21 protein-coding genes and 1 pseudogene are annotated in these 20,817 nt (G+C 73.0%); 10 read left to right on the forward strand and 12 right to left on the reverse strand.

The features are described 5' to 3' along the window. The first annotated feature begins 230 nt into the window (after positions 1-230). Together ACIQKA_RS32930 and ACIQKA_RS32935 are read left to right on the forward strand one after the other, a co-directional pair. A complete protein-coding gene (locus ACIQKA_RS32930) occupies positions 231-1,556 on the forward strand; it encodes a UDP-glucose dehydrogenase family protein (RefSeq protein ID WP_383159846.1) in 1,326 nt (441 codons plus the stop codon). A 117-nt stretch (positions 1,557-1,673) separates the two neighbouring features. Then, a complete protein-coding gene (locus ACIQKA_RS32935; protein ID WP_383448968.1) occupies positions 1,674-2,054 on the forward strand; it encodes a VOC family protein in 381 nt (126 codons plus the stop codon). Between the two features lie 43 nt (positions 2,055-2,097). Here the strand turns inward: ACIQKA_RS32935 and ACIQKA_RS32940 are convergent, their stop codons facing one another. From ACIQKA_RS32940 to ACIQKA_RS32950, 3 genes are read right to left on the reverse strand one after another with little or no spacing between them, the layout of a single operon-like run. Next, complete coding sequence (locus ACIQKA_RS32940) at positions 2,098-3,300, reverse strand: dipeptidase (protein WP_383159851.1); 1,203 nt, start codon at positions 3,298-3,300, stop codon at positions 2,098-2,100. Next, complete coding sequence (purE, locus tag ACIQKA_RS32945) at positions 3,297-3,824, reverse strand: 5-(carboxyamino)imidazole ribonucleotide mutase (protein ID WP_383159853.1); 528 nt, start codon at positions 3,822-3,824, stop codon at positions 3,297-3,299. Before purE ends, ACIQKA_RS32940 begins: the two co-directional genes overlap by 4 nt. Beyond that, the gene (locus ACIQKA_RS32950; protein WP_383159856.1) at positions 3,821-4,960 is read right to left on the reverse strand and encodes a 5-(carboxyamino)imidazole ribonucleotide synthase; all 1,140 of its coding nucleotides are present in this window, start codon (positions 4,958-4,960) and stop codon (positions 3,821-3,823) included. Before ACIQKA_RS32950 ends, purE begins: the two co-directional genes overlap by 4 nt. Before the next feature lie 223 nt (positions 4,961-5,183). Between ACIQKA_RS32950 and ACIQKA_RS32955 the strand changes: the two genes are divergently transcribed. After that, positions 5,184-5,699, forward strand: coding sequence for a GtrA family protein (locus tag ACIQKA_RS32955; protein ID WP_383159858.1), 516 nt, complete (start codon positions 5,184-5,186; stop codon positions 5,697-5,699). Between the two features lie 18 nt (positions 5,700-5,717). Here the strand turns inward: ACIQKA_RS32955 and ACIQKA_RS32960 are convergent, their stop codons facing one another. Both ACIQKA_RS32960 and ACIQKA_RS32965 read right to left on the reverse strand, forming a co-directional pair. Further along, complete coding sequence (locus tag ACIQKA_RS32960; protein ID WP_383159860.1) at positions 5,718-6,989, reverse strand: ATP-binding protein; 1,272 nt, start codon at positions 6,987-6,989, stop codon at positions 5,718-5,720. A gap of 38 nt (positions 6,990-7,027) precedes the next feature. Continuing rightward, the gene (locus ACIQKA_RS32965) at positions 7,028-7,705 is read right to left on the reverse strand and encodes a response regulator transcription factor (protein ID WP_383159863.1); all 678 of its coding nucleotides are present in this window, start codon (positions 7,703-7,705) and stop codon (positions 7,028-7,030) included. Positions 7,706-8,131: 426 nt separating this feature from the next. Here ACIQKA_RS32965 and ACIQKA_RS32970 point away from each other — a divergent pair, with 426 nt between their 5' ends. Next, on the forward strand, positions 8,132-9,652 hold the full coding sequence (locus ACIQKA_RS32970) for a peptide MFS transporter (RefSeq protein WP_383438362.1): 1,521 nt from the start codon (positions 8,132-8,134) through the stop codon (positions 9,650-9,652). Between the two features lie 198 nt (positions 9,653-9,850). Here the strand turns inward: ACIQKA_RS32970 and ACIQKA_RS32975 are convergent, their stop codons facing one another. Together ACIQKA_RS32975 and ACIQKA_RS32980 are read right to left on the reverse strand one after the other, a co-directional pair. Next, positions 9,851-10,273, reverse strand: a complete 423-nt coding sequence (locus ACIQKA_RS32975) for an ATP-binding protein (RefSeq protein WP_383159867.1) — start codon at positions 10,271-10,273, stop codon at positions 9,851-9,853. Between the two features lie 106 nt (positions 10,274-10,379). Continuing rightward, positions 10,380-10,748 (reverse strand): STAS domain-containing protein, encoded by a 369-nt coding sequence (locus tag ACIQKA_RS32980; RefSeq protein WP_366376954.1) that lies wholly within the window; start codon positions 10,746-10,748, stop codon positions 10,380-10,382. Positions 10,749-10,967: 219 nt separating this feature from the next. Between ACIQKA_RS32980 and ACIQKA_RS32985 the strand changes: the two genes are divergently transcribed. The 3 genes and pseudogenes from ACIQKA_RS32985 to ACIQKA_RS32995 all read left to right on the forward strand — a co-directional run bounded on the left by ACIQKA_RS32985 (position 10,968) and on the right by ACIQKA_RS32995 (position 12,912). Further along, a complete protein-coding gene (locus ACIQKA_RS32985; RefSeq protein WP_383159870.1) occupies positions 10,968-11,867 on the forward strand; it encodes an RNA polymerase sigma factor SigF in 900 nt (299 codons plus the stop codon). A gap of 281 nt (positions 11,868-12,148) precedes the next feature. Next, a pseudogene (locus tag ACIQKA_RS32990) lies at positions 12,149-12,499 on the forward strand (hypothetical protein); the annotation flags it as partial. Positions 12,500-12,561: 62 nt separating this feature from the next. Beyond that, positions 12,562-12,912 (forward strand): VOC family protein, encoded by a 351-nt coding sequence (locus ACIQKA_RS32995; protein ID WP_383152337.1) that lies wholly within the window; start codon positions 12,562-12,564, stop codon positions 12,910-12,912. Between the two features lie 53 nt (positions 12,913-12,965). Here the strand turns inward: ACIQKA_RS32995 and hutI are convergent, their stop codons facing one another. The 5 genes from hutI to ACIQKA_RS33020 are packed head-to-tail and all read right to left on the reverse strand — an operon-like array spanning position 12,966 to position 18,703. Then, positions 12,966-14,213 carry an imidazolonepropionase gene (hutI, locus tag ACIQKA_RS33000; protein WP_383152338.1) on the reverse strand — a complete coding sequence of 416 codons (1,248 nt, stop codon included), beginning with the start codon at positions 14,211-14,213 and terminating at the stop codon, positions 12,966-12,968. A 17-nt stretch (positions 14,214-14,230) separates the two neighbouring features. Next, complete coding sequence (locus ACIQKA_RS33005) at positions 14,231-15,571, reverse strand: formimidoylglutamate deiminase (RefSeq protein WP_402543190.1); 1,341 nt, start codon at positions 15,569-15,571, stop codon at positions 14,231-14,233. Continuing rightward, entirely contained in the window at positions 15,562-16,791 is a 1,230-nt protein-coding gene (locus tag ACIQKA_RS33010; RefSeq protein WP_383433062.1) for an allantoate amidohydrolase, read from the reverse strand. Before ACIQKA_RS33010 ends, ACIQKA_RS33005 begins: the two co-directional genes overlap by 10 nt. A 17-nt stretch (positions 16,792-16,808) precedes the next feature. Next, positions 16,809-18,542, reverse strand: a complete 1,734-nt coding sequence (gene hutU / locus ACIQKA_RS33015) for a urocanate hydratase (RefSeq protein ID WP_383433003.1) — start codon at positions 18,540-18,542, stop codon at positions 16,809-16,811. Positions 18,543-18,565: 23 nt separating this feature from the next. Beyond that, positions 18,566-18,703, reverse strand: coding sequence for a hypothetical protein (locus ACIQKA_RS33020; RefSeq protein ID WP_402543191.1), 138 nt, complete (start codon positions 18,701-18,703; stop codon positions 18,566-18,568). On the opposite strand from ACIQKA_RS33020, the gene ACIQKA_RS33025 reads away from it, so the two are divergent. Genes ACIQKA_RS33025 through ACIQKA_RS33035 form a run of 3 tightly spaced genes read left to right on the forward strand, consistent with a single transcriptional unit; the run spans position 18,693 to position 20,665 of the window. Next, positions 18,693-20,075, forward strand: a complete 1,383-nt coding sequence (locus ACIQKA_RS33025) for a diaminopimelate decarboxylase (RefSeq protein WP_383152342.1) — start codon at positions 18,693-18,695, stop codon at positions 20,073-20,075. The genes ACIQKA_RS33020 and ACIQKA_RS33025 overlap by 11 nt on opposite strands. A 32-nt stretch (positions 20,076-20,107) precedes the next feature. Continuing rightward, complete coding sequence (locus ACIQKA_RS33030; RefSeq protein WP_402543192.1) at positions 20,108-20,257, forward strand: hypothetical protein; 150 nt, start codon at positions 20,108-20,110, stop codon at positions 20,255-20,257. Continuing rightward, positions 20,258-20,665, forward strand: coding sequence for an SRPBCC family protein (locus ACIQKA_RS33035; protein WP_402543193.1), 408 nt, complete (start codon positions 20,258-20,260; stop codon positions 20,663-20,665). It abuts the gene before it with no gap. Positions 20,666-20,817: the final 152 nt, after the last annotated feature.

The following is a 20,817-nucleotide window of genomic DNA, read 5'->3' on the forward strand; positions in this document are numbered from 1 at the left end:
CCGCGAACGGCGCGATCTTCGCCTCCGCCAGCGCACGCACCGACTCCCGGAGCATGTCGTGCTCCTCCGAAGGCCGATACAGATCGAAGTCCTTGGAACCCGCCACGCTCACTCACTCCCAGGTCGGCTAACTACCGTTAAGTAACTCAAAGGGTAGGGCGTGCCCGAGCCCCCGGCCAGGGCACGGCTATGCTCGGGCAGGCATTCCGCCCGACCCACTGGAGTACCGCATGGCCCTCAAGATCACCGTGATCGGCACCGGCTACCTCGGCGCCACCCACGCCGCGGCCATGGCGGAGCTGGGCTTCGAGGTGCTCGGGCTCGACGTCGTGCCCGAGAAGATCGAGCTGCTGTCCTCCGGCCGGGTCCCCATGTACGAGCCGGGGCTCGAAGAGCTGCTCGCGAAGCACGTGGCGGGCATCGAGGGGTCGAGCGGCCGACTGCGGTTCACCACCTCCTGGGAGGAGGTCGGCGCCTTCGGCGACGTGCACTTCGTCTGCGTGAACACCCCGCAGAAGCACGGCGAGTACGCCTGTGACATGAGTTACGTGGACGCCGCCTTCGCCTCCCTCGCCGGGGTCGTGCGGGAAGGGGCCCTGGTCGTCGGCAAGTCGACCGTGCCGGTCGGCTCGGCCGAGCGGCTCGCGGCCCTGCTCCCGGCCGGCGTCGAGCTGGCCTGGAACCCCGAGTTCCTGCGGGAGGGCTTCGCCGTGGACGACACCCTGCACCCGGACCGGATCGTGGTCGGCGTGCGCGGCGAGCGGGCCGAGAAGCTGCTGCGCGAGGTGTACGCGGTGCCGGTCGGCGAGGGCTCGCCGTTCGTCGTGACCGACTTCCCGACGGCCGAGCTGGTGAAGACCGCCGCGAACTCCTTCCTCGCCACCAAGATCTCCTTCATCAACGCGATGGCGGAGGTCTGCGAGGCCGCGGACGGCGACGTCGCCAAGCTGGCGGAGGCCATCGGCCACGACGACCGGATCGGCGCCAAGTTCCTGCGGGCCGGCATCGGCTTCGGCGGCGGCTGCCTGCCGAAGGACATCCGGGCGTTCATGGCCCGGGCGGGCGAGCTGGGCGCCGACCAGGCCCTGACCTTCCTCCGCGAGATCGACTCCATCAACATGCGGCGGCGCGGCCAGATGGTCGAGATGGCCCGCGAGGCCCTGGGCGGGAACTCCTTCCTGGGCCGCCGGGTCGCCGTCCTCGGCGCCACCTTCAAGCCGGACTCGGACGACGTCCGCGACTCCCCCGCCCTGAACGTGGCCGGGCAGATACACCTCCAGGGCGGCCAGGTCACCGTCTACGACCCGAAGGGCATGGAGAACGCCCGCCGCCTCTTCCCGACCCTGGGATACGCGGACTCGGCCCTGGAGGCCGTGCGCGGGGCGGACGTGGTGCTGCACCTGACGGAGTGGCGCGAGTTCCGCGAGCTGGACCCGGCGGAGCTGGGCGGGGCGGTGTCCGCCCGGATCCTCCTCGACGGCCGCAACGCGCTCGACGCGGCGCGGTGGCGCGGGGCGGGCTGGACGTACCGGGCGATGGGACGCCCGCGCGCGTAGCCGGCCCCCGACGGGCCCCTTTGCCGGGGCGCGGACCGGGTAGGGGTGGGGCGTGGGAACGCCCCACGCGTGCGTGCGTCCCGCCGCACGCGCCCCGTCACGCGAAGAGGTAGAGCCATGCCCGTCGCCACCCTGCGGTCCGTCGTCCTGGACTGTCCCGACCCGCTGTCCCTCGCCGGCTTCTACGCCGGAATCCTCGGCGGCTCCCCGCGGGTCTCCGAGGACTCCGAGGAGGGGGACTCCTGGGTCGTGCTCTCCGGGCACGACGGCACGCAGCTCGCCTTCCAGGAGGTCGCCGGGTACGTGGCGCCGGACTGGCCCGGGGAGACGGGTCAGCAGCAGTTCCACCTGGACCTGACCGTGGACGACCTCGACCGGGGCGAGGAGCAGGTGCTCGCGCTCGGCGCCGAGCTGCTCGACGCGGGCTCCCCCGACCGCGACTTCCGCGTGTACGCCGACCCCGTCGGGCACCCGTTCTGCCTCTGCGTCGACCGGTAGGCGGTCCGGGCGCCCGTGGCCCGGGCGCCCGTACGGCCGTGCGTCAGGCCTCCGCGCCGTCCAGGGACTCGATCGTCGCGTTCGACGGGGCCGTGCGGTCCCTCAGGTCGCGGGAGACGTCCTCCGCGTCGCGCAGCACGCGGACCGCGTTGGACCAGGTCAGCTTGGCCAGGTCCGGGTGCGACCAGCCGCGGTGCAGCAGCTCCGCGACCAGGTTCGGGTAGCCGGCGACGTCGTCCAGGCCCGAGGGCGTGAAGGCCGTGCCGTCGTAGTCGCCGCCGATGCCGATGTGGTCGACGCCGGCGACCTCGCGCATGTGGTCGAGGTGGTCGGCGACCGTGGCGGCGGTGGCCACCGGGCGCGGGTTCGCCTCCTCGAAGGCGCGGTGCAGCGCCATCGCCCCGGCCGTGGTGTCGAGGTGGTCGAAGCCGTGCTCCCGCAGGTTCTCGTCCGCCCGCGCGGTCCACTCGACGGCCGCCGGGAGGATGAACTTGGGCACGAAGGTGGCCATCGCGACGCCGCCGTTGGCGGGCAGCCGCTCCAGGACGTCGTCCGGCACGTTGCGCGGGTGGTCGCAGACCGCCCGGGCCGAGGAGTGGGAGAAGATCACCGGCGCGGCGGTGGCGTCCAGGGCGTCCCGCATGGTCGTCGCGGCCACGTGCGAGAGGTCGACCAGCATGCCGGAGCGGTTCATCTCGCGGACGACCTGACGGCCGAAGGCGGAGAGCCCGCCGACGCCGGGGTCGTCGGTCGCCGAGTCCGCCCAGTCGTTGTTGTCGTTGTGGGTGAGCGTCATGTAGCGCACGCCCAGGGCGTGCAGCGCGCGCAGGGTGGCGAGGGAGTTGTTGATCGAGTGGCCGCCCTCGGCCCCCTTGAGGGACGCGATGCGGCCCTGCTTCCGGGCCGCCTCCATGTCGTCCGCCGTCAGCGCGGGCGCCAGGTCGGCCGCGTACCGCTCCAGGAGCTGGTCGACGACGTCGATCTGCTCCAGGGTGGCGCTGACCGCGTCGTCCCCGGCGAGCCGGCAGGGCACGTACACCGACCAGAACTGGGCGCCGACGCCGCCGGCCCGCAGCCGGGCCAGGTCGGTGTGGAGCGCGCCGGTCTGGTCGGCCGCGATGTCCATCCGGTCCAGGTCGTACCGGACGTGCTCCCGCAGCGCCCACGGCAGGTCGTTGTGGCCGTCCACCACCGGGTGGCCGGCGAGCAGCTCGCGCGCCTCGGCGAGGCGGTCGGCGGCGGTCACCGGGCGAAGCCGAAGGACTCGGCGCCCTCGACCTTGGCCCGCAGCCGCTTGCCCTTCTCCGTCGCCTGGGCGTTCAGCTCCCGCTGGAAGGCGCGCATCCGGTCGAGCAGCGCCGGGTCGTGCGCGGCGAGGATCCGGGCCGCGAGCAGGCCCGCGTTGCGGGCGCCGCCGACGGAGACCGTGGCGACCGGGACGCCGGCCGGCATCTGCACGATGGAGAGCAGCGAGTCCATGCCGTCGAGGTACTTCAGCGGCACGGGCACGCCGATGACCGGCAGCGGGGTGACGGAGGCGAGCATGCCGGGCAGGTGGGCGGCGCCGCCCGCGCCCGCGACGATCGCCTTGAGCCCGCGGCCGGCGGCCTCCTCGCCGTACGCGACCATCTCGCGCGGCATGCGGTGCGCGGAGACGACGCCGACCTCGTACGGGATCTCGAACTCGTCCAGGGCCTGGGCGGCGGCCTCCATGACGGGCCAGTCGGAGTCCGAACCCATGACGATGCCGACGACGGGGCTGGTGCTCATTCGGTGATCGTCCCTCGCAGGTAGCCGGCGGCGTGGCGGGCGCGCTCCAGCACGTCGTCCAGGTCGTCGCCGTAGGTGTTGACGTGGCCCACCTTGCGTCCGGGCTTCACGTCCTTGCCGTACATGTGGATCTTGAGCTGCGGGTCCCTGGCCATGCAGTGCAGGTACGCGGAGTACATGTCCGGGTAGTCGCCGCCCAGGACGTTGCACATCACGGTCCACCGCGCGCGGGGGCGCGGATCGCCGAGGGGGAGGTCGAGGACCGCCCGGACGTGGTTGGCGAACTGCGAGGTGATCGCGCCGTCCTGGGTCCAGTGGCCGGAGTTGTGCGGGCGCATCGCCAGCTCGTTGACGAGGATGCGGCCGTCCGCGGTCTCGAAGAGCTCCACGGCGAGGTGGCCGACGACGCCCAGCTCCCGGGCGATCCGCAGCGCCAGCTCCTGGGCCTGCCCGGACAGCTCCTCGGACAGGTCGGGGGCGGGCGCGATCACGGTGTCGCAGACGCCGTCGACCTGGCGGGACTCCACGACCGGGTAGGCGACGGCCTGGCCGTGCGGGGAGCGGACGATGTTCGCCGCCAGCTCGCGCGCGAAGTCGACCTTCTCCTCGGCGAGGACCGGGACGCCGGCCAGGAAGGGGTCGCGGGCGTCCTCGGGCGAACGCACGAACCAGACGCCCTTGCCGTCGTAGCCGCCGCGCACGGTCTTGAGGATGATCGGGAAGCCCCCGACCTCCGCCGCGAAGGCCTCCGCGTCCGCCGGGTCCGCGACGATGCGGTGGCGCGGGCTCGGCGCGCCGATCTCTTCGAGCCGGGCGCGCATCACCCCCTTGTCCTGCGCGTGCACCAGCGCGTCGGGTCCCGGGCGGACGGGGATGCCGTCCGCCTCCAGGGCCCGCAGGTGCTCGGTGGGGACGTGCTCGTGATCGAAGGTGATCACGTCGCATCCGCGCGCGAAGTCACGCAGCGTGTCCAGGTCGCGATAGTCGCCGATGACGACCTCGCCCACCACCTGGGCCGCGGAGTCCTGCGGAGTGTCACTGAGGAGCTTGAACTTGATGCCGAGGGGGATGCCCGCCTCGTGGGTCATACGGGCGAGCTGACCGCCACCGACCATGCCGACTACCGGAAACGTCACCCCCTTAGGGTATCCGCACCATCGGGGAACACGCGTCCGGCTGTGCTTTGGCACAAGCACCGGCGCCGGAACCGGGGGAAGACGGCCTCCGAGGGTCCGGCGGCGGGGGCGAGGTTCGGCCACGGTTCGCGCGGTACACCGGCATGTGCCAGGGGCCCTGGTTAGCATGGACTGGTTGACGTCACCCGGGCGTCACCCGGACGGACGGGACAGAGCCATCACCATGAGTGAACCCGGCGCGCTGCGCACGCGACTCGACCGGCTCTTCCGCGAGGTCGCGAAGTTCGGGGCCGTGGGTGCCGTGGGCGTCCTCGTCGACCTCGGGGTGTTCAACCTCCTGCGCCACTTCACGGACCTCCCCGTCGTACGGGCGAGCGTCGTCGCCACCGTGGTGGCCATCGCGTTCAACTACGTCGGCTTCCGGTACTTCACCTACCGGGACCGGGACAAGGGCCGGCGCACCAAGGAGATGTCCCTCTTCCTGGTCTTCAGCCTGATCGGCCTGGTGATCCAGAACGGGCTGCTCTACACGGCGACGTACGGCTTCGGCTGGGACGGTCCGCTGGCGAGCAACTTCTTCAAGTTCTTCGGGATCGGGGTCGCGACCCTGTTCCGCTTCTGGTCGTACCGCACCTGGGTCTTCCGCGCCCTGCCGGCGAAGGAGGCCGTGCAGACCGCCGAATCGTTCCTGGAGCAGGCGCCGCGGCAGGCGACCCGCCGCCAGCCCGACCGGGTCTGACGCCCGCCCCCGCGCGGATCACCGTACGGGGCGGTCCGCGGGCCGGTCCGAGACGCTCCGGGCCTCGCGGCCCAGGAAGAGCGCGAAGACCGGCGGCTGCTGCTGGAGGAGTTCCAGCCGTCCGCCGTCCGCCTCCGCGAGGTCGCGGGCGACCGCCAGGCCGATGCCGGTGGAGCTGCGGCCGCTGACGGCCCGCTCGAAGATCCGCGCGCCGAGGTCGGCCGGGACGCCCGGCCCCTCGTCGGTGACCTCGATCACGGACTGGTTGCCGGTGACCCGGGTCCGCAGGGCGACCGTGCCGCCGCCGTGCATGAGCGAGTTCTCGATCAGGGCGGCGAGGACCTGGGCGACCGCGCCCGGGGTGCCCACGGCCCGCATCCCCTGCTTGCCGGAGTGCACGACGGCCCGCCCCGCGCTGCGGTAGGCGGGCCGCCACTCCTCGATCTGCTGCTTGACGACCTCGTCCAGGTCGAAGGCGACGGCGGAGCCGGTGCGGGGGTCGCGGGAGTTGGTGAGGAGCCGTTCCACGACGTCGGTGAGCCGCTCGACCTGGGTGAGCGCGATCGTCGCCTCCTCCTTGACCGTGTCCAGGTCGTCGGCGAGGGCGACCTCCTCCAGGCGCATGGAGAGCGCGGTGAGGGGCGTGCGGAGCTGGTGGGAGGCGTCGGCGGCGAGCCGGCGCTCGGCGGTGAGCATCCGGGCGATCCGCTCGGCGGAGGCGTCGAGGACGTCCGCGACCCGGTCCAGCTCGGGCACCCCGTACCGCTTGTGCCGGGGGCGCGGGTCGCCGGAGCCCAGGCGCTCGGCGGTCTCGGCGAGGTCGGTGAGCGGGGAGGCGAGCCGGTTGGCCTGCCGTACGGCGAGGAGGACGGCGGCGACGACGGCGAGCAGGGCCACCGCGCCGATGATCAGCAGGGTGCGGCCGACCTCGGCGGTGACGGTCGAGCGGGACTCCTCGACGATCACGGTCTCGCCGCGCTCGCCCTCGGCGGTGCCGCGGATGACGTCGCCCTCGGGGCGCTCCCCGATCGAGATCGGGTCGCGGCCGGGGATGAGGATCTGCGCGTACCGCTTGGCGCCGCTCTGCTCGGCGAGGATGTCCGGGTTGACCGGCTCGCCGCCGATGAGCCGGCTGTCGACGATGGAGACGATCCGCAGCGCCTCCGAGTCCACGCTCTCCTGGGCGCTGCCGGCGATCGTGCGGGTCTCGACGATGACGAGGGAGACGCCGAAGACGGCGATGACGACGAGCACCACGGCGAGCGTGGAGTTGATCAGACGGCGGCGCACGCTTCTTCTCTTCCCGGGGTCTGCGAGCCGGACGGGCCCTAGCTCTTCTCGAAGCGGAAGCCGACGCCGCGCACGGTGGCGATGTAGCGCGGGTTCGCCGCGTCGTCGCCGAGCTTCTTGCGCAGCCACGAGATGTGCATGTCGAGGGTCTTGGTGGAGGACCACCAGGTGGTGTCCCAGACCTCGCGCATGAGCTGGTCGCGGGTGACGACCCGGCCGGCGTCCCGGACGAGGACCCGGAGCAGGTCGAACTCCTTGGCGGTGAGCTGGAGTTCCTCGTCGCCCATCCAGGCGCGGTGCGACTCGACGTCGATCCGCACGCCGTGGGTGGAGGGGGCGGCGGCGGGCTCGGTGGCGCCGCGCCGGAGCAGGGCCCGGACCCGGGCGAGGAGTTCGGCGAGCCGGAAGGGCTTGGTGACGTAGTCGTCGGCGCCCGCGTCGAGCCCGACGACGGTGTCGACCTCGTCGGCGCGCGCGGTGAGGACCAGGATGGGGACCGCGTGCCCCTCGGCGCGCAGCCGCCGGGCGACCTCCAGGCCGTCCATGCCGGGGAGCCCCAGGTCGAGCACGACCAGGTCGACGCCGCCCTGGAGGCCGGTGTCGAGGGCGGCGGGGCCGTCCTCGCGGACCTCGACCTCGTACCCCTCCCTCCGCAGGGCGCGGGCCAGCGGTTCCGAGATGGACGCGTCGTCCTCGGCGAGCAGTACACGGGTCATGGAGTGATGGTAGTCCGCACGGCCCCCGGCCCGGGGCGTGATCCGCCGGGCCCGGGTGGGCCCTGCGGATCTTGTGGGCATCTTATGTGTGACCTTCGAATGACGCTGTACGGTTGCACTTCAGCCTGTGATCCATGTCTCAAGTCCTTCCATATCCGGCACTGTCGTGTCGTATGGTGGCGAGACGTCTGTAGCGGCATTCGGGGACCTTTGACCGGCTTGATGGGTCGGGGTCCTCTTTTCTGCGTGAGGTGGGCCCAGCCGGCCTCGACGACGGCGAATGACCTGTGGGCCGGGTTCCGGGACGCGAAGACGCGCTCCCGGGGCGTGGATCCCGGCGGAGTTCCACGATTCCGCCGGTGCCGGCCTCCCCCACCGGGCGCACCCCGCTCACAAGGCGAGCGTCCCGACAGAGCAAGGATCGACATGGCGTCCAGCCTGACGGCGTCCTCGACCGGGATTCCCGAGTACGAGAAGACGTTCCTCGGCCACCCCCGGGGCCTGGCCACCCTCTTCCTGACCGAGATGTGGGAGCGCTTCTCCTACTACGGCATGAGGGCCCTCCTGGTCCTGTACCTGGTCTCCGGCGGCGTGGACGCCGCCACGGGCAGCCAGGGCGGCGGCCTCGCGATGACCGCGGCGACGGCGACGGCGATCTACTCCGTCTACGTCTCGATGGTCTACCTCATGGCCATGCCCGGCGGCTGGTTCGGCGACCGCGTCTGGGGCGCCCGCAAGACGGTCGCGATAGCGGCCTCCGTGATCATGCTCGGTCACGTCGCGCTGGCCGTCCCGGGCCAGGCGATGTTCTTCGTCGGCCTCGCGCTCGTCGCGGTCGGCTCCGGCCTGCTGAAGGCCAACATCTCGACGATGGTCGGCCACCTGTACAAGGGCGCGGACGACCCGCGCCGCGACGGCGGCTTCACGCTCTTCTACGTCGGCATCAACCTGGGCGCGTTCTTCGCCCCGCTGGTGATCGGCACCGTCGGCGAGAAGGTCAACTGGCACCTGGGCTTCGCCCTCGCCGCCGTCGGCATGGGCATCGGCCTGGCCGTCTTCCTGGCCTTCGGCAAGACGCTGAACCCGAAGAGCAGCGAGGTCCCGAACCCGCTGTCGTCCGAGGAGCGCAAGGCCGTCATCACCAAGGTCGCGCTCGCCGCCGTCGTGGTGGCCGTGTTCTACGGCGCCGTGGTCGCCCTCGGCATGTACACCCTGAACTGGGCGATGGTCCCGATCACCCTCGCGGGCCTGATCATCCCGGTCGCCGTCCTGGCGCGCATCAAGCGCGACAAGGACCTGAGCTCCGGCGAGCAGTCCCGGGTGACCGGCTACATCTGGTTCTTCGTGGCCGCGGCCATCTTCTGGATGATCTACGACCAGGGCGGCTCGACGCTGTCGCTGTTCGCGGACGACAAGACCGCGAGCACCATCTTCGGCTTCGGCTTCCCGGCCACCTGGTACCAGTCTCTGAACCCGATGTTCGTGATGGCGCTCGCGCCGGTCTTCGCCTGGCTGTGGCTGTGGCTGGCCCGCAAGAACCAGGAGCCGAACACCATCGTGAAGTTCGCGATGGGCCTGGTCCTGGTCGGCGCGTCCTTCTTCGTCTTCATCGTCCCGATGAACATGGCGGGCGACGGCACCAAGGTCTCCCCGATGTGGCTGGTCACGATCTACATGATCCAGACCATCGGCGAGCTGTGCCTCTCCCCGGTCGGCCTCTCCGTGACCACGAAGATGGCGCCGCAGAAGTACGCCTCCCAGATGATGGGCGTCTGGTTCCTCGCCGTCACAGCCGGCGACTGCACCACCGGTCTGCTGTCGATCGCGGGCGCCGACCTGAACGGGACGGGGATCATCGCGATGGAGGCGGCCCTGGCGGTCCTGGCCGGTTTCGCGATCTGGATGTACCGCAAGAAGGTCCAGACCCTCATGGGCGACGTCCACTGACGCGGCTCCCGGCCCGTACGCGCACGAAGGCCGCCGCACCGATCGGGTGCGGCGGCCTTCGCCGTTCTCGGGGGTCCCGCCGTTCTCGGGGTCCTACCGTCCTCGGGGAGGTCCCGCTGCTCCCGGGGGGTCCCGCTGTTCCCTGGAGGGGCTCCCGCCGTCCTCGCGGACTCCGGGCGGGCCCGGCGGGGCCCGGTCTCAGTCGACGGGCGCGGAGAGCTCCGCCCAGACCGTCTTGCCGGGGGCCCCGGGCGTGCGGTCGATGCCCCAGTCGCGGCAGAGGCGCTGGACGATGAACATGCCGTGGCCGCCGGGGCGCCCGGCGCGGTGCGGGGTGCGCGGGGCGGGCTGGCCGGCGCCGCGGTCGGTGACTTCGAGGCGCAGCACCTTGGGCAGCCGCAGGACGCGCAGGCTCTCGGGCCCGTCGGCGTGCAGGCAGGCGTTGGTGACCAGCTCGGAGACGACCAGGAGGACGTCCTCGGCGGCGGCCCTGCGGTCGGCGGTGTCGGCGGGCAGCCAGCCCCACTCGTGGAGCGCCGTCCGCGTGAAGTCGCGGGCGAGCGGCACCGTGCCGCTGGTCTCGCCGAGGGCGAGCGTACGGACGTCGGAAGCTTGGTCCATCAGCGCTTCACCTCACCGATCGACGGGACTGGGGCGGGACGTGCGGGTCGTGCGGGCCCGGGGCCGGAACCGGGGACGGAGGACCGGCTGCCCGGTCCGGCCGGGCTCATTCGGGGAGCGCCGTCGCGAGCGTGTCGTGGACGGTGAAGACGGTGTCCGCCCCCGTGATGTGGAACACCCGGGCCACCGCGGGCCGCATGCCCACCAGGTGCACCGCGCCGCCGGCGGCGTCCGCCCGCAGCCGGGCGCCGAGCAGCACGTTGAGCCCGGTCGAGTCGCAGAACTCCAGACCGGAGCAGTCGACGACGAGCCGGGAGCGGCCCGCGTCCAGTGCCCCGTCGAGGGGTTCGCGCAGGAGTTCGGCGGTGTGGTGGTCGAGTTCGCCCACCGGTGTGAGGAGTTCGCTCTCCCCCACGGCCCGCGTCTCGACCCGCAGCCGCGCGGGCAGTGCGCTGCCGATGTGTTCGCGGTCCATGGCCGTGCCTCTTCTCGCTCTCGCGGATGCCGACTGACGTCCTCGAACATTACAAGCGGAGCGCCCCTCGATGCACACGAGGTCCGTCTCATAACGGAACGAACGGGATCAATGGCACTTGCAACCTTCACGGTCGAGCAGGTAGGGCTAGAGAGAACACCCGAAACGGCCGGCTTGGAGGCGCCGCAAACCGCTGCGAGAAGAACCCGAAGGAGACCCATGTCACCCCGGCTCGACGCCACGCGTACCCCCGACGCGCCGTCGGCAATCCTTTCCGTCGACCCCACCGCCCCCCTGCCCGGCGAGCTCGCCGACCGGCTGCTCGACCAGCCCCTCGACCGGATCGGCCCGGTCGACGCGCGCGCCCTGTCGAAGGACCTCTTCGCCCGCCTCGCGGAGCTGGAGGAGGGCACCCACGACCACGCGTACGTCCGCAACACCCTCGTCGAACTCAACCTCGCCCTCGTCCGCTTCGCCGCCGCCCGGTTCGGCACCCGCAGCGAACCGATGGAGGACATCGTCCAGGTCGGCACCATCGGCCTCATCAAGGCCATCGACCGCTTCGAGCTCTCCCGCGGGGTCGAGTTCCCCACCTTCGCGATGCCGACCATCATCGGCGAGATCAAGCGCTTCTTCCGCGACACCTCCTGGTCCGTGCACGTGCCCCGGCGCCTCCAGGAGCTCCGCCTCGACCTCGCCCGGGCCACGGACGACCTCTCCCAGCGCCTGGACCGCTCCCCCACCGTCGCCGAGCTCGCCGAGGAACTCGGCATCGCGCCGGAGGAGGTCGTCGAGGGCATGACCGCGAGCAACGCGTACACCGCCAGCTCGCTCGACGCCCAGCCCACCGAGGAGGACGGCGGAGGCGGCGAGGCCGCGCTCGCCGACCGGCTCGGCTACGAGGACCACGCCATCGCCGGCATCGAGTACATCGCCTCCCTCAAGCCGATGATCGCCTCGCTGCCCTCCCGCGAGCGGCAGATCCTCTCCCTGCGCTTCGTCTCCGGCATGACCCAGTCGGAGATCGGCGAGGAGCTCGGCATCTCCCAGATGCACGTCTCCCGGCTCCTCGCCCGCACCCTCACCCGGCTGCGCCAGGGCCTCACCCTGGAGGAGTGACCTCCGGCCCCCGCCCCGAACCGCCACGAGGGCCGCAGCCGTGAACCCGGCCGTGAGGAGGGGCCCGTGCACGGTCGGCCGACCGTGGACGGGCCCTTCCTCGCGACCGGCTCGGGGGCGGGACGCCGGGTCCTTCCGTGTCCGCCCGTGAAGGCGGGACCACGGCGAAGTCCCGTGCGGGAAGGGTCGCTTCTCCCCCGTCACCACGAAAACCCCGTGGTCACGGCGACGGGTCCGTCGCTACCGTCGGCCTCTCCCCCTTCCCGGAAGAAGGCGACGCCATGACCGCCCCCCGCCCGACGACGACCCTCTGGCGCCCCACGGGCCCCGTGGAGCTGGACCTCGTCCGCGCGTCGGGATGGCGCGCCTGGCCGCCGCGGCTTCCGGAGCAGCCGATCTTCTATCCGGTGATGAACGAGGACTACGCGGTCCGGATCGCCCGCGACTGGAACGTCGGGCACGACGGCGCGGGCTTCGTCACGCGCTTCGAGGTCGACGCGGAGTTCCTGCGCAGGTATCCGGTGCGACAGGCGGGCGGGCGGTCGATCCTGGAGCTGTGGGTGCCGGCGGAGGAGCTGGAGGAGTTCAACGCGCATATCGTGGGGGAGATCCAGGTGGTCCATGAGTTCCGCCGAACACCGCCGAACGACGTCGAACGCCGCCGAACGCCGTTTCCCGTGCCGAGGAGTACCCGATGAGCGTGCGCCGTGTGGTCCCCAACCTCCGTACGGAATCCCCGGAGCAGAACAGGGACTTCTACGGACTCCTCGGCTTCGAGCAGGTCATGGACCACGGCTGGATCGCGACCCTGGCCTCGCCGGCCGTGCCCGCCGCCCAGGTCAGCCTCATGGGCGCGGACCTGACCGCCCCGGTCGCCCCCGACCTGAGCGTGGAGGTGGAGGACGTGGACGCGGCGTACGCGGCGGTGCGGGCGGCGGGCGCGGAGGTCGTGCACCCGCTGACGGACGAGGAGTGGGGCGTGCGGCGCTTCTTCGTACGGGACCCGGACGGCCGGGTCGTCAACGTGCTCGGCCACCGGGCCTGAGGGAGGGCGCCGCACACGAGGGCCCGCCGGCCGCACCCGACGGGTCGGACCGGTCAGGCCACCCGCGCCCCCCTCCGCCACACCTCCGACACCAGCGGCACCCCCGGCCGGTAGGCCAGGTGGACGTGGGACGGGGCGTTCAGGAGGACGAGGTCGGCTCGGGCTCCGGGGGCGAGGCGGCCCACGTCCGTGCGGCGGAGGGCCGCCGCGCCGCCGGCCGTGGCGGACCAGAGGGCCTCGTCGGGGGTCATGCGCATGTCCCGGACCGCCAGGGCGATGCAGAAGGGGACGGAGGAGGTGAAGGAGGAGCCCGGGTTGCAGTCGGTGGAGAGGGCCACCGTGACGCCCGCGTCCAGGAGGCGGCGGGCGTTCGGCCACTCGGCGCGGGTGGAGAACTCCGCACCGGGGAGGAGCGTGGCGACCGTGTTTCCCGACGCCAGGGCGTCCACGTCCGCGTCCGTCAGGTGCGTGCAGTGGTCCGCGCTCGCCGCGTCCAGTTCCACCGCCAGCTGGACGCCGGGGCCGTACGAGAGCTGGTTGGCGTGGATGCGGGGGTGGAGGCCCTTCGCCCTGCCGGCGGTGAGGATCGCGCGGGCCTGGTCGCCGTCGAAGGCGCCCTTCTCGCAGAAGACGTCCACCCAGCGGGCGTGCGGGGCGCAGGCGTCCAGCATCGGGCCGGTGACCAGGTCGACGTAGGCCGCCGGGTCGTCGGCGTGGTCCGGGGGGACGATGTGCGCGCCGAGGTAGGTGACCTCGTCCGTGTGCGCGGCGGCGATGCGCAGCGCGCGGGCCTCGTCCTCGACCGTCAGGCCGTAGCCGGACTTGGTCTCGAAGGTGGTCGTGCCCTGGGCGAGGGCCTCGCGCAGGTGGTGGGCGACGTTCGCCGACAGGGCCTCGTCGCTCGCCGCGCGGGTCGCCGCCACCGTCGTGCGGATACCGCCCGCCCCGTACGGCTGCCCCGACATGCGGGCGTTGAACTCGGCCGTGCGGTCGCCCGCGAAGACCAGGTGCGAGTGGGAGTCGACGAAGCCGGGGATCACGGCCCGGCCGCCCGCGTCGACCCGGTTGTCAGTGCTCGGTGCTTTGCTGGATCCACCGACCCAGACGACGCGGTCGCCTTCGACGACGACGGCCGCGTCCCGGATCAGACCCAGAGGACTTCGATCACCGAGGGAGGGATCGTTGGTGACCAGGCTCGCGATGTTGACGATGGCGGTGGCGGGCGTCGCCACGGCGCTGTTCGCGCTCGTGGGGGCGGAGGTCTCCGCCGCGCTGTTCCTCGCCTCGGGGCCGGTGTTCATGGTGAGGGGTGTCTCCTTCAGCCGCGCAGGGCGGCGATCGAGTCGGCGAGGGCCCGGGGCACGTCCGGCACGGACGAGTGGACCCCGTCCCGTACGACGTGGCGGCCGCCCACGACCGTGTGACGCACGTCCGCTGCCGACGCTGCGAATACCGCCGTCTCGGCTGCCAGACGCGGTGCCGGTCCCGCTGTCCTGACGGAGTCCAGGGCGATCGTCGTGAAGTCGGCGAGGGCGCCCGGCGTCAGCTCGCCCGCCTCCTGCCAGCCGAGGGCCGCGTGGCCGTCCACCGTGGCCGCGCGGAGCAGGGACGCGGCGGTCCAGTGGCCCCGGATGTGGGTGCGCAGGCGCTCGTTCAGCTCCATGGCCCGCGCCTCTTCGAGGAGGTCGACGACCGCGTGGCTGTCGCTGCCCAGGGAGAGGGGGGAGCCGGCGCGCTGGAGGCCCACCGCCGGGCCGATGCCGTCCGCGAGGTCGCGCTCGGTCGTCGGGCACATGCAGGTGCCGGTGGAGGACGAGCCGAGGAGGGTGATGTCGCCGGGGGTGAGGTGGGTGTTGTGGACGCCCGTCGTACGGGGGCCGAGCACGCCGTGTTCCGCCAGGAGTTGCGCGGGGGTGAGACCGTGGGCCGCCAGGCAGGCGTCGTTCTCGGCCGTCTGCTCCGAGAGGTGGACGTGGAGGGGGGCCTTCCGGCGGCGGGCCCAGTCGGCCACCGTGGCCAGCTGGTCCGCCGGGACCGCCCGTACGGAGTGGATCGCCGCCCCGATCCGTACGCCGTCCCGCTCCTTGAGCGCCGACGCCCGCTCGGCCCAGGCGTCCGCCGTGCCGTCGGTGAAGCGGAGCTGGTGGTGCTCGGGGGCGGCGCCGAAGCCGGAGGAGAGGTAGGCGGTGTCGAGGAGGGTGATGCGGACGCCCGCCTCGGCGGCGGCGGCGATCAGGGCCTCGCCCATGGCGTTGGGGTCGGCGTAGGGGGCGCCGCCGGGGGCGTGGTGGAGGTAGTGGAACTCGCCGACGGAGGTGATCCCGGCGAGCGCCATCTCCGCGTACACCGCGCGGGCGAGGGCGAAGTAGCCGTCGGGGGTGAGGCGCTGGGCGATCTTGTACATGGTGTCGCGCCAGGTCCAGAACGTGCCGGAGCCGACCTGGACCGTGCCGCGCAGGGCGCGGTGGAAGGCGTGCGAGTGGGCGTTGGCCAGGCCCGGGATCGTCAGGCCCCGCAGGACCTCCGCGCCCGGGGGCGGGGCCTCCACCCCCGTGCGGACCGAGGTGATCCGGCCGTCCGTGACCTCCAGGGCGACGCCCGGCTCGACGGCGGGGTCGATCCAGGCGTGCTCCAGCCAGTACGCGGTCGTCAGCGGCACGCCAGCTCCTCCAGTACGTCGGCGAGTGCGCGGACCCCGGCCAGGCAGTCGTCCTCGGCCGCGAACTCGGCCGGGGAGTGCGAGACGCCCGTGGGGTTGCGCACGAACAGCATGGCGGTCGGGATCGATTCGGACAGGATGCCCGCGTCGTGTCCCGCGCCCGTGCCGAGGACCGGGACCTTGCCCGGGGGCCCCGTGGTGCCGGCGGTCCTCGCGGCCGGGTCGCCCAGGATCCGGGACAGCTCGTCGCGCAGGGCGTGCGAGAAGTCCACGACCGGGGTGAAGGACTCGCGGACGACCGTGAGGTCGATGCCGTGCCGGTCGGCGTAGTCGCGGGCCGCCGTCTCGACGCCCGTGACGACCGCGTCCAGGGCGCCTTGGTCGGCGGCGCGCGCGTCGAGCCAGCCCCGGACGAGGGAGGGGATGGCGTTGACGCCGTTCGGCTCGACCGCGATCTTGCCGAAGGTGGCGACGGCACCCGCGAGTTCGGCCTCGCGGCGGGCGGCGAGGACGGTCTCGGCGTAGGTGAGCATCGGGTCGCGGCGGTCGACGAGCCGGGTGGTGCCGGCGTGGTTGGCCTCGCCCGCGAAGTCGTACCGCCAGCGGCCGTGCGGCCAGATGGAGGAGGCGATGCCGACGGCGTCGCCGGACAGGTCCAGGGCCCGGCCCTGCTCGACGTGCAGTTCGACGAAGGCGCCGATGCGGGCGAGCCGTTCCGGGTCGGGGCCGATGGCCCCGGGGTCGTACCCGGCGGCCTCCATGGCCTGCGGGAGGCTGATCCCGTCGCCGTCGCGCAGCTCGTACGCCTGCTCCTTCGTCAGGCGTCCGGCGGTGAGCCGGGAGCCGACGCAGGCGAGGCCGAAGCGGGCGCCCTCCTCGTCGCCGAAGTTGACGATGGCGAGGGGGCGCCTGAACGAGACGCCCCGGGCGCGCAGTTCGTCGAGCGCGGCGAAGGAGGAGACGACGCCGAGGGGGCCGTCGAAGGCGCCGCCGTCGGGGACGGAGTCCAGGTGGGAGCCGGTGACGACGGCGTCGCCGGCCGTCGGGTCGCCGAGCCAGGCCCACTGGTTGCCGTTGCGGTCGGTCTCGACGTCCAGGCGGCGGGCCTCGGCCTGCATCCGGAACCAGAGGCGGCAGTCGGCGTCGGCGCCGGTCCAGGCGTAGCGCCGGTAGCCGCCGGAGGCGTCGCTGCGGCCGATGGGCCGCAGCGAGCGCCACATGGCGTGGAAGCTGTCGCTCACGCGGAGCCTTCCCCGGAGCCGGACGCGGCGGAACCGGACGCCTCGGAGCGGAACGCGTCGGAACGGGACGCGTCGGAGCCCTCGCGCATCGGGACGCGGACGCCCTTCTCGTCCGCGACCCGCTCGGCGATGTCGTAGCCCGCGTCGACGTGCCGGATGACGCCCATGCCCGGGTCGTTCGTCAGCACGCGGCGGATCTTCTCGCCCGCGAGGGCCGTGCCGTCGGCCACCGAGACCTGGCCCGCGTGGAGGGAGCGGCCCATGCCGACGCCGCCGCCGTGGTGGAGGGAGACCCAGGAGGCGCCGGAGGCGACGTTGACCATGGCGTTGAGGAGCGGCCAGTCCGCGATGGCGTCGGAGCCGTCGAGCATGGCCTCGGTCTCGCGGTACGGGGAGGCGACCGAGCCGCAGTCCAGGTGGTCGCGGCCGATGGCGAGGGGGGCGGCGAGGGTGCCGTCGGCGACCATGTCGTTGAACATGGCGCCGGCCTTGTCGCGCTCGCCCTGGCCGAGCCAGCAGATGCGGGCGGGCAGGCCCTGGAAGTGGACGCGCTCGCCGGCCATCTTGATCCAGCGGTGCAGGGACTCGTTCTCCGGGAAGAGGTCGAGGATCGCCTTGTCGGTCTTGTGGATGTCCGAGGCCTCGCCGGAGAGCGCGGCCCAGCGGAACGGGCCCTTGCCCTCGCAGAACAGCGGGCGGATGTACGCCGGGACGAAGCCCGGGAAGGCGAAGGCGCGGTCGTAGCCGGCGAGCCGGGCCTCGCCCCGGATCGAGTTGCCGTAGTCGAAGACCTCGGCGCCCGCGTCCATGAAGCCGACCATGGCCTCGACGTGCCGGGCCATCGACTCGCGGGCCCGGGTGGTGAACCCGGCCGGATCCTTCGCCGCGGCGTCGGCCATGTCCTCGAAGGCGACGCCGACGGGGAGGTAGGAGAGCGGGTCGTGGGCGGAGGTCTGGTCCGTCACGATGTCGATCGGCGCGCCCTCGGCCAGCATCCGCGGGAGCAGCTCGGCGGCGTTGCCGAGGAGGCCGACGGAGAGCGGGCGGCGGGCGTCGCGGGCCTCGACCGCGAGCGCGAGGGCGTGCTCCGGGGAGTCGGCCCTCACGTCCAGGTACCGGTGCTCGATGCGGCGCTCGATGGCGCGCGGGTCGACATCGATACAGATCGCGACGCCGTCGTTCATCGTCACGGCGAGCGGCTGGGCGCCGCCCATGCCGCCGAGGCCGGCGGTCAGGGTGATGGTCCCGGCCAGGGTGCCGCCGAACTTCTTGGCGGCGACGGCGGCGAAGGTCTCGTACGTGCCCTGGAGGATGCCCTGGGTGCCGATGTAGATCCAGGAGCCGGCCGTCATCTGGCCGTACATGGTGAGGCCGAGCTGCTCCAGGCGCCGGAACTCCTCCCAGTTCGCCCAGTCGCCGACGAGGTTGGAGTTGGCGATGAGGACGCGCGGGGCCCACTCGTGGGTCTGCATGACGCCGACCGGACGGCCGGACTGGACGAGCATCGTCTCGTCCTGCTTGAGGGTGCGCAGGGTGCGGACCATCGCGTCGAAGGAGCGCCAGTCGCGGGCGGCCTTGCCGGTGCCGCCGTAGACGACGAGCTTGTCGGGGTGCTCGGCGACCTCGGGGTCCAGGTTGTTCTGGAGCATCCGGAGGGCGGCCTCCTGCTGCCATCCCAGGGCGCTCAGTTCCGTACCGCGCGGGGCCCGTACGGGGCGGGGTCCTGACATGGCGGTGCCTCCTCGAATGTCGTTCAGATATTCACATCCTGGCGTGATGAATAGTTGTAGTCAACAGGGCCTCGCGGGCGGACGGCGACCGCGCGGTCCGCCCGCCCGGCCCGCACGACGCCCTCCCGCTCCCGAGCCGGATCGACGACGATGGATCCCATGGCCTCCTCCCGTCGCGATCTCGCCGTCCGCGCCTCCGTCGACCAAGGACTCCTCTCCCCCGCCGAACCGGTCGTCGCCCTCCTCGACACCGCCGGCATCCGCGCCTCCGCCGCCGCCCTGACCGGCGCCTTCGCCGCCGTCACCGACGCGCCCGTGCTGCACGCCTTCGCCGTGAAGGCCGCCCCTCTCGTCCCCGTCCTGCGCCTGCTGCACGAGGCCGGGATCGGGGCCGAGGTGGCGAGCCCCGGCGAGCTGGCCCTCGCCCGCGCCGCCGGGGTCCCGCCGGAGCGCACCGTGCTCGACTCCCCCGCCAAGACCCCGGACGAGCTGCGCCGGGCCCTCGCGCTCGGGGTCGCGGTCAACGCCGACAACCTCCAGGAACTGGACCGGCTCGACGCCCTCGTCGCCTCCGGTCCCACCGCCTCGCCCCTCGGACTCCGGGTGAACCCGCAGGTCGGAGCCGGTTCCATCGGCGCGCTCTCCACCGCGACCGCCACCTCCAAGTTCGGCGTGGCGCTCCGCGACGAGGGCGCCCGCAAGGCCGTCGTCCAGGCCTACCTGGACCGCCCCTGGCTCACCCGGCTGCACACCCACACCGGCTCCCAGGGCGTCCCGCTCGCCCTGATGGCGCGGGGCGTCGGAGAGGCGTACGCGCTCGCCGAGGAGATCAACCGGGCCGCCGGCCGGCGGCAGGTCGACACCCTCGACATCGGCGGCGGCCTCCCGGTGAACTTCGCCTCCGACGAGGAGACGCCGACGTACGCGGAGTACGCCCGCCTGCTCGCCGACACCGTCCCCGGCCTCTTCGACGGCCGCTACCGCCTCGTCACCGAGTTCGGGCGCTCACTTCTGGCCAAACACGGCACGGTCCTCACCCGGGTGGAGTACACCAAGAGCTCCGGGGGCCGCCCGATCGCCGTCACCCACGCGGGCGTGCAGCTCGCCACCCGTACGGTCTACGCGCCCGACTCCTGGCCGCTGCGCGTCCTCGCGTACGACTCCGAGGGCCGGCCCCGCACCGGGGAGACCGCCGTCCAGGACGTGGCCGGCCCCGCCTGCTTCGCCGGGGACCTGATTGCCACGGGCCGCGAACTGCCGCTGCTGCGGCCGGGTGACGTGGTGGCGGTGCCGGACACCGGCGCGTACTGCTTCGCCCACCACTACGCGTACAACAGCCTGCCCCGGCCGGGGATCCACGGCTTCGCCGTGGCCGGCGACGGGACGGTGGCGTTCACGGCCGTGCGCAGGGCCCAGACCTCCGAGGAGATCGTCGCCGAGGCGGGCGGCGACCTGGCGGACGCGCTGGTGCGCCCGCCGGTCGAACCGGCCGGGCGGAAGGATCGAACAGAAAGAGGGCCGACGGTCCGGTAGCGCCGCCCCCGCGCCCCGGCTTCCATGAGGACATGAGTGGTGAAGGCATGACCGGAACGGGTGCGGGCGGCACCTCCGTCGTCGTCGAGCGCCGGGTCGCCGCCTCCCCCGGGCGGGTCTGGGAGGCGATCACCGACCTCCCCGGCCTGCCCCGGGTCCTGACCGGCGTCCGGAAGGTGTAGGTGCTCACCCCGGGCGGCTTCGCCGTGGGCACGCGCCGGCGCGAGACCCGGCGGATGCTGGGCCGGGAGGCCACGGAGGAGATGACCGTGACCGCGTGCGAGCCGCCCGACCGGTACGTCACGGTCGCCGACTCCCACGGCGTGCACCACGTCTCCGAGCTCACCCTCACCCCCGACGGGACCGGGGCCGCCCCGGGCGGAACCGGAACCACGCCAGGTGGGACCGGAACCGGCCCCGGCGGAACCGGGTCCACCGTCCTCCGCATGACCTTCTCCGCCCGGCCCGCGCACGGGCGCGCCCCCGGCCTCCTCGGCCGCGCGTTCGCCCGCCTCGGGGCGAGGGCCGTCGCCAGGGCGCTCGCGAAGGACCTGGCGGACGTCGCGCACGCGGTGGAGACCCGGACCTGACGGGCCCACCACATCCGCCCGCCGGGGGCAAGGGATCAATTTCCGTCAGACCCGGGCATGTTCCGATGGAAAATGCCAGAACACCTCCCCCGGACCGGAACGTTCAGTAGCGTCGCCGTTACTGCCGCACGTTCGCACGCCGCATCGGGAGG

The sequence above is a fragment of the Streptomyces sp. NPDC092045 genome (genome assembly GCF_044756005.1).
Taxonomy (GTDB): Bacteria; Actinomycetota; Actinomycetes; order Streptomycetales; family Streptomycetaceae; genus Streptomyces.